The following is a 5,696-nucleotide window of genomic DNA, read 5'->3' on the forward strand; positions in this document are numbered from 1 at the left end:
ATCAGGAGAGAGAGCAGCTTCGCCTTGTTCCGCGCACCGGAAAATTCCTCGAGCGCCCGCGAAAGTGGTTGATGTTGTGTCTTGCCATGGGCCGATATGCGCGCTGCGTAGGTTGCCAGGAAGGCGAAAGGGGCTTCAGGATCCTTGCGGTTTTCGGCAAGGTTGAAGTGAACACGGCCCACAAGATTCCAGGCAGGATGACGCGACTTGAGAAATGCCTGAAGCGACTCCCCCGTGCTCGCCAGCTCATCACGTAAAGCGGTGTCGATTTCGCCCCACAGTGCCGCCAGGACATCCGGCGTGAGATATTCGGCACCCGTCATGGGCGGCGCATCTTCGATCAGTCTTTCGAAGTCCCCTGTGTCCGGTTGAGAAACCGTGACCTCCTCGCCTTCTGACGTGGTGCATAAAGACGTGACATAGCGGGCGCCAAAGTCGCGCCACCATGCCCACGCAGGCGGCAGTGCACGCCCTATGGTTGCGCTCCCCAGATAGAGCAGGCCATGACCCGTGCCGCGCCTGAAGGAAGCGCCTAGCGCAACGTCATCTGGCAAGGGAGGCGCATCGACTTCCGGCGCTGCAAGGAGGTGACCTGCCGGTGTGATTTTGGGCGCGAGACAATCGCTATCGGTCAAAGACATGGATGGTCGGGAAGTACCAGCTTCGAGGCGGCAAATAGCCTGGCGTGCAGATCACGTAATATCTTGCGCCCCGGGAAAAACTGCTAGTCCTGATCATGGTGCTGGCTTCCGCCGGCATGTTGTACGGCATTGTCGGGTGATGCTTGTGTCCGTGCCGCACAAGGTTTGACCCGCAGGCTGCTGCGGCGACCGGACCTCTACTCAGGGCGCAAGACGGTTCAAGAGCGGTCAGTGCTTCGTCACGTGCTCTGCCGTTACCGATGCAATGCCATGCGAGCTGATGGTGTTCAACGCTTCTGCCAGCGCGGCTCCGTCGGTCGGAAACGGGTCGCCCCAGACTGTTGATGTTCCGTGCGAGTCGATGATTTCCAGGATCCAGCGATCGCGGCTGTCGTTTCCGGCCCTATAGACGTGCACATCGACAGACGTGCCTTCGCGAGTGACGCGCGTAGACAGCGGGGACAATGCAAGCGGGTGAAACGCGTCTTCCGTCGTCCGGCCGAGCGAATCGACAAGGAACAGGTCTTCGGACTTGGTCCCGTCTTGCGCATCCAGATCGCTGCGTCCGGCATGCTTGCCCGTCCTGTCTTTCGGCCTTGAAACCGCTGGGATCATGTTCGGCCGCTCGCCCTGTTCCATCAGTTTTCGGCGCTCCTCACCCCAGTATCGATGGATATTGAGCGCTGCGGCCGTGAGCAGGTTTGCGAATGACCGACGTTGCTCGACGGTGTAATCTCGCTGCCCCAGTTCATGGTATCCGGAGGCTGTTCCAAACAGCAGGATGGCAGTGAACCACTCGGGGTGCCGTTCGATCAGCGGCTCCCAGGCCTCCCGATCGATGTCGATGCCCTTGCAATAGCCCTCGCACCACTCGTCGAGCACGACAATCTCTTCACCCTTCCACTCGTTCGTGTGCAGCGGAGGTTCGAACAGATCGGGACAGTGATTCAGGGTGTTGTTGATGTCGTTCCAGTATTGGATGATCAGTCCGGTCATCTTGCGTGCCCGACCGGCTGATAAAAATCTCGGCTCACGTGTTGCGTGCCGCGCATCCCAGATCCATGGAAGTATCGTGCCCGGCATGACCATGCTCGGTCCAGAGATGACGGCGGTCAGAAAGCCGTGCAACATGACGGCGTCCATCGCATCGTCGCAAACGGCATTGCTCGAAAGAAAGCGTTCGAGCACACCAAACTCTTCATCCGTCAGCGGATCGTCGAATTCGGGATCGAGATTCATGATATTCCCACGGTGGTACACGGTAGACGCGATGCTGATCGCCTGTGTATGTCACTGTCGCCGACATGCAACTCGATGCAGCGCTTGCACGCAACCATTTCGGCAGGCGCCGGGACGCCAACATTTTACCCGATCCGGTGACGTGCAAATCGGCTACCGGTCGGAAGGCGATGAATTTTTTCGCGCGCATATCGCTAACCCTTGTTATCGTTTGCGAAAGCGCCTCCCCCATTGTTCCAGCACTTATAACATGCCGATGCCAGTCACCGGCTTCCACCCTCTTTCCCCGATGCGCCGTCAGTGTCCGCCGTGCGTGCCGGATACGCAGACATGACTTCGCGCGCGGCAGTCAAGTGCCATTGACCGCTCCCACCCGGAAGATACCAAGCAGGCGCGCGGCGCACTTTGACGTATCCTTCGGCAATTCGCGAACACGTGTGTATTCTTCGACGGCAGGTATGTCGAATGGACCGACGATGACAAGCCAAAGATATTACATAGGAATCCTACTCAAATATTGTTAATGGCGCACCATCCCTTCGGGGGCGGTCCTCGTCGTTCGCGTGCGAACAGGACCTACGTTCTGTCCCATCTTCTGAACGCCATCTTCGCCGACTTGGATATCCCGCTGCACGTCCTATACTTGAAGGGAGCCGCGCGGAAGCCGGCCCCTGAAGCAGAAACGGACGAGAAATCGTTCATTGGGGCGCGGTAGCGGGGCCACGGAAACGCCTGTGTGAATAACGCGGGCGTTTTCTTTTGCGGCCCAGATGCTGCGCCGGAGGTACCGGGACGTTCACCCGCGTCGATATGTCCGAAGTGTGGCTCCGCATAAAGCGGGTGCACCGCAACCTATCCCGGTCACACACCGCGCAAGCGGGCTGATGCCCTGCTTTGTCACGCCCATTGTTCAGCGGTCCTGCCTCGTGTCCCAAACCCGGAGCACGAAGATTGTGGCGGGGCGCTCGGCGTATGCGGGTTTGATTTCGAGATGGATTTCGTATCGCCCTCCCAAACACACCCACTTGTGAACCTCGCGGGGCGGCGGGCCGTCGTAGCCGTCCAGTTCCTCCCCGAGCCGGTGGTAATGGTCCTCGCCCAGCTTCTTCGCTTCGGCCAGGAGTGCCTTAACTACCGTTCGCGCCACTGCGACATCGTTGTAAAGCTTGACATGCTCAGCGATCTGGGCCAAGTCGGACATGGCCTTACTCGTCAGTTCAACAGGCACGCTCATGCGCCCGGCACCGCCCGTTCGTTTTGCGTCCCGAGGCTATCCGCCCACGCTTCGGCTTCGTTCATCGAAACCACGCGGCCCGCGTCAACGTCGTCCAGGCCCTCCCGGATCAAACGTCGTTTTTCCTTTTCACGCGCCAGGTACGCGATCAAGGCTTTCTTAATGATCCATTGCTTCGGGCGTTCGATCTGCTCTGCCAGGGCGTCAACCTCCTCGGCCAAAGCCACGGGGACCTGCGCAGTCAGGGTCCGAGTCGTCGCTGTTGCCGTCATCGACATCACCTCAATTATTGATTTCCAATACGCCCTATTATAAAACAATAAACTGACTGCGGTGAATCGTCTGAGGACTCGCACCTGTGCATCGGAGATTGCCTCACTCCTATCTCCCCTCTGTGGGAATCGTGTGGCCTTGCGGGCCGTCCGCCGGCGTGCATCAATTGGGAGCGGCGCGACTCCAACCATCGATCCATCCAGATTCCACTCGCCGCCACCAACTACGGACATTTGGCCTACGCCACGTACAGCGGCACGTCAAACCAAGCCAACGACCCACGACAGGATCGGCTAAAACCCGGCTGGTCGATCGACGAAGTCACCCGAGCCGACGAAGCGATTGCAGCAGTTGCCCTCCTCCACACGATCAATTGCTGGGAACACCAGATTGCGACGACCCGCCCGCCGCAGGGCCATAGCCGGTCTGCCCCGGTGTCGTGCCATGGCGAGCGGCGACGCGCGCCTGTGCAGCGCGAATGTCGTCGGGATAGTTGGGATCGCGCCGGATGGGGTTGTAGCCGGCCTCTTCGAGTTCCTTCAGTTCTGCTTTCACCTGCTCGCGCGTGACCGTCGAACCGGATTGCTGAGCGAGGGATATGGCAGGCGCCGCCAGCACCGACACGGTGACGGCGGCAAAGACAAATGACTTCATGATGGACGACCTCCACGGACAAATTCCGTCCTCCTTCACGCGCTCGTTCCTGCACTGAGCAACTAAAGTCTAGTTGGTGGAAACGAAAAAGGTCTGCTGAGGTTCAGCGTCGGAGCCGCACACGTTCTTCGCATCACGGCGAGGCCAGGCGGTCTGACATGGCACGCGCACCGATCGTCGGACGGCGACTCCTTTGATCCTCTCGCTCTTCATTGCCCCGACATGCCTGGCAATGGGCGGCGCGGCGCTGTTGCACGAGTTATCCGTCGTCAGCCACGCGATAAACGATTTCAGTCAGGACGAGCGGCGTGAACAGGCGCGCATCGCTCATGGCGCACAGGTTACGCTCGACGAACGCCTCAGACCGCCCTACCTCAAACGCTACGATCTGGGCTCGAGCCAATACACTGACAGTCACGGCCATTTTTCACCGACGGGTGCCGACTGGCGGCGATGGGGTCTCCGAACCAAAGCCGCGGCGATGGTAATGTGGCTTGGCCACCATCCGCCCGGCGCATGGTGGACGCTGCTACAGATCAAATGTGTCGATCGGTTTCCTGAAGTCCACGCCGGCAGTGAGCCAATCGTTGAGGTCGCCGACGCGCGCCTCGGCCAGCCACTGACTCGTGCATTGCTCAGCTGGGAAGCGAGGAGCGATATGAGGATCGGACGATGATGCTGGTCGGCACTGCGAGCAGCGATTGGTCTTCCGCCAGCGTTCTGGGCACGGCAGACGCATGATCCCATCGATGAAGCAGTCAGCGGCCTGACTGCGTCGAGCGCAGATCGTCAGGCTGCCTCTACGCTTTGTAATCCGGCACAAGTTCTACCGGCATTGCCGGGGTGTTCCAACAGCTATTATTTTCCAATCGTTATTACGATTCGTATATTGATTACTCATTGAGTAGGATAACGAATCGAATTTCCGGTTCGCGCGATGCTCGCCCCGCGCACCTGTCCGCGACAATCTCGGCCACCCCTCCTCGACCACCACGAGTCTCTACCTATATTCTGAAGATGATGAGCGGCACAGCGAGACCGTCAAGCGTCATCGGATGTCGTGGGCCGGTAATAAAATCGGAAACTGACGGTCGCAAGCCGAATCCCGGTGATTCGACAACGGACAATTCAGGGAATGACGGTGCCTGAGTGAACGAGGCACTGCGCGATAGCAGCCATTCATGAAGGATGAGGCCTCGGCACGTGGCCATGCTCAACCCCTCACTACTCGAATCCGGCTCCATTAGCGCCCACCGTTTGCAGGCTTCCAGCTCTCGACAGGCGCGACAGTCGTGCGTAGCGCTGCCTCTTGCGTCACCGGAGTCTCGTACACCCAGCCCTGTTGCTTGAATTCCTCGTAACTCAGTGAGGTAAGCCACCGGCTCTGCCGGTGGACTCACCAAGGTTTGACCTTTACGACGGTCGGCGCGAATTTCCTGTCTCTGCCAAGAGAAGGAGATTCACGATGAAAGAGTATCAGAGCCTGAGCCACACGAGATGGGACTGCAAGTATCACGTGGTGTTCATCCCGAAGCGGCGCAAGAAGCAGATATTCGGCGCGTTGCGTCGGCAGCTCGGAGAGATATTTCATGAGCTGGCGTCCCACAAGGAATCGAAAATTGTCGAAGGGCACCTGATGGGGGATCACGTTCACA

The 5,696-nt window shown here is 59.0% G+C and carries 6 protein-coding genes and 1 pseudogene; 2 read left to right on the plus strand and 5 right to left on the minus strand.

The window, feature by feature from the left end:
- The 5 genes and pseudogenes from GCT13_RS46720 to GCT13_RS46740 all read right to left on the minus strand — a co-directional run.
- Positions 1-641 (minus strand): annotated as a pseudogene (locus GCT13_RS46720) (ATP-dependent helicase); the annotation flags it as partial.
- 228 nt (positions 642-869) lie between these two features.
- Positions 870-1,880 carry a YecA/YgfB family protein gene (locus GCT13_RS46725; RefSeq protein WP_152768342.1) on the minus strand — a complete coding sequence of 337 codons (1,011 nt, stop codon included), beginning with the start codon at positions 1,878-1,880 and terminating at the stop codon, positions 870-872.
- Between the two features lie 910 nt (positions 1,881-2,790).
- The gene (locus GCT13_RS46730) at positions 2,791-3,114 is read right to left on the minus strand and encodes a type II toxin-antitoxin system RelE/ParE family toxin (RefSeq protein WP_152768343.1); all 324 of its coding nucleotides are present in this window, start codon (positions 3,112-3,114) and stop codon (positions 2,791-2,793) included.
- Positions 3,111-3,386, minus strand: coding sequence for a CopG family ribbon-helix-helix protein (locus GCT13_RS46735; protein WP_152768344.1), 276 nt, complete (start codon positions 3,384-3,386; stop codon positions 3,111-3,113). Before GCT13_RS46735 ends, GCT13_RS46730 begins: the two co-directional genes overlap by 4 nt.
- A gap of 370 nt (positions 3,387-3,756) precedes the next feature.
- Positions 3,757-4,041: a DUF4148 domain-containing protein gene (locus GCT13_RS46740; protein ID WP_152768345.1), complete on the minus strand. Its 285-nt coding sequence runs from the start codon at positions 4,039-4,041 to the stop codon at positions 3,757-3,759.
- A 193-nt stretch (positions 4,042-4,234) separates the two neighbouring features.
- Here GCT13_RS46740 and GCT13_RS46745 point away from each other — a divergent pair, with 193 nt between their 5' ends.
- On the plus strand, positions 4,235-4,717 hold the full coding sequence (locus tag GCT13_RS46745; protein WP_152768346.1) for a hypothetical protein: 483 nt from the start codon (positions 4,235-4,237) through the stop codon (positions 4,715-4,717).
- Positions 4,718-5,506: 789 nt separating this feature from the next.
- A partial coding sequence (tnpA, locus tag GCT13_RS46755) for an IS200/IS605 family transposase (RefSeq protein WP_152767639.1) occupies positions 5,507-5,696 on the plus strand: 190 nt, incomplete at its 3' end.

Source organism: Paraburkholderia franconis, from assembly GCF_009362735.1.
GTDB lineage: Bacteria > Pseudomonadota > Gammaproteobacteria > Burkholderiales > Burkholderiaceae > Paraburkholderia > Paraburkholderia franconis.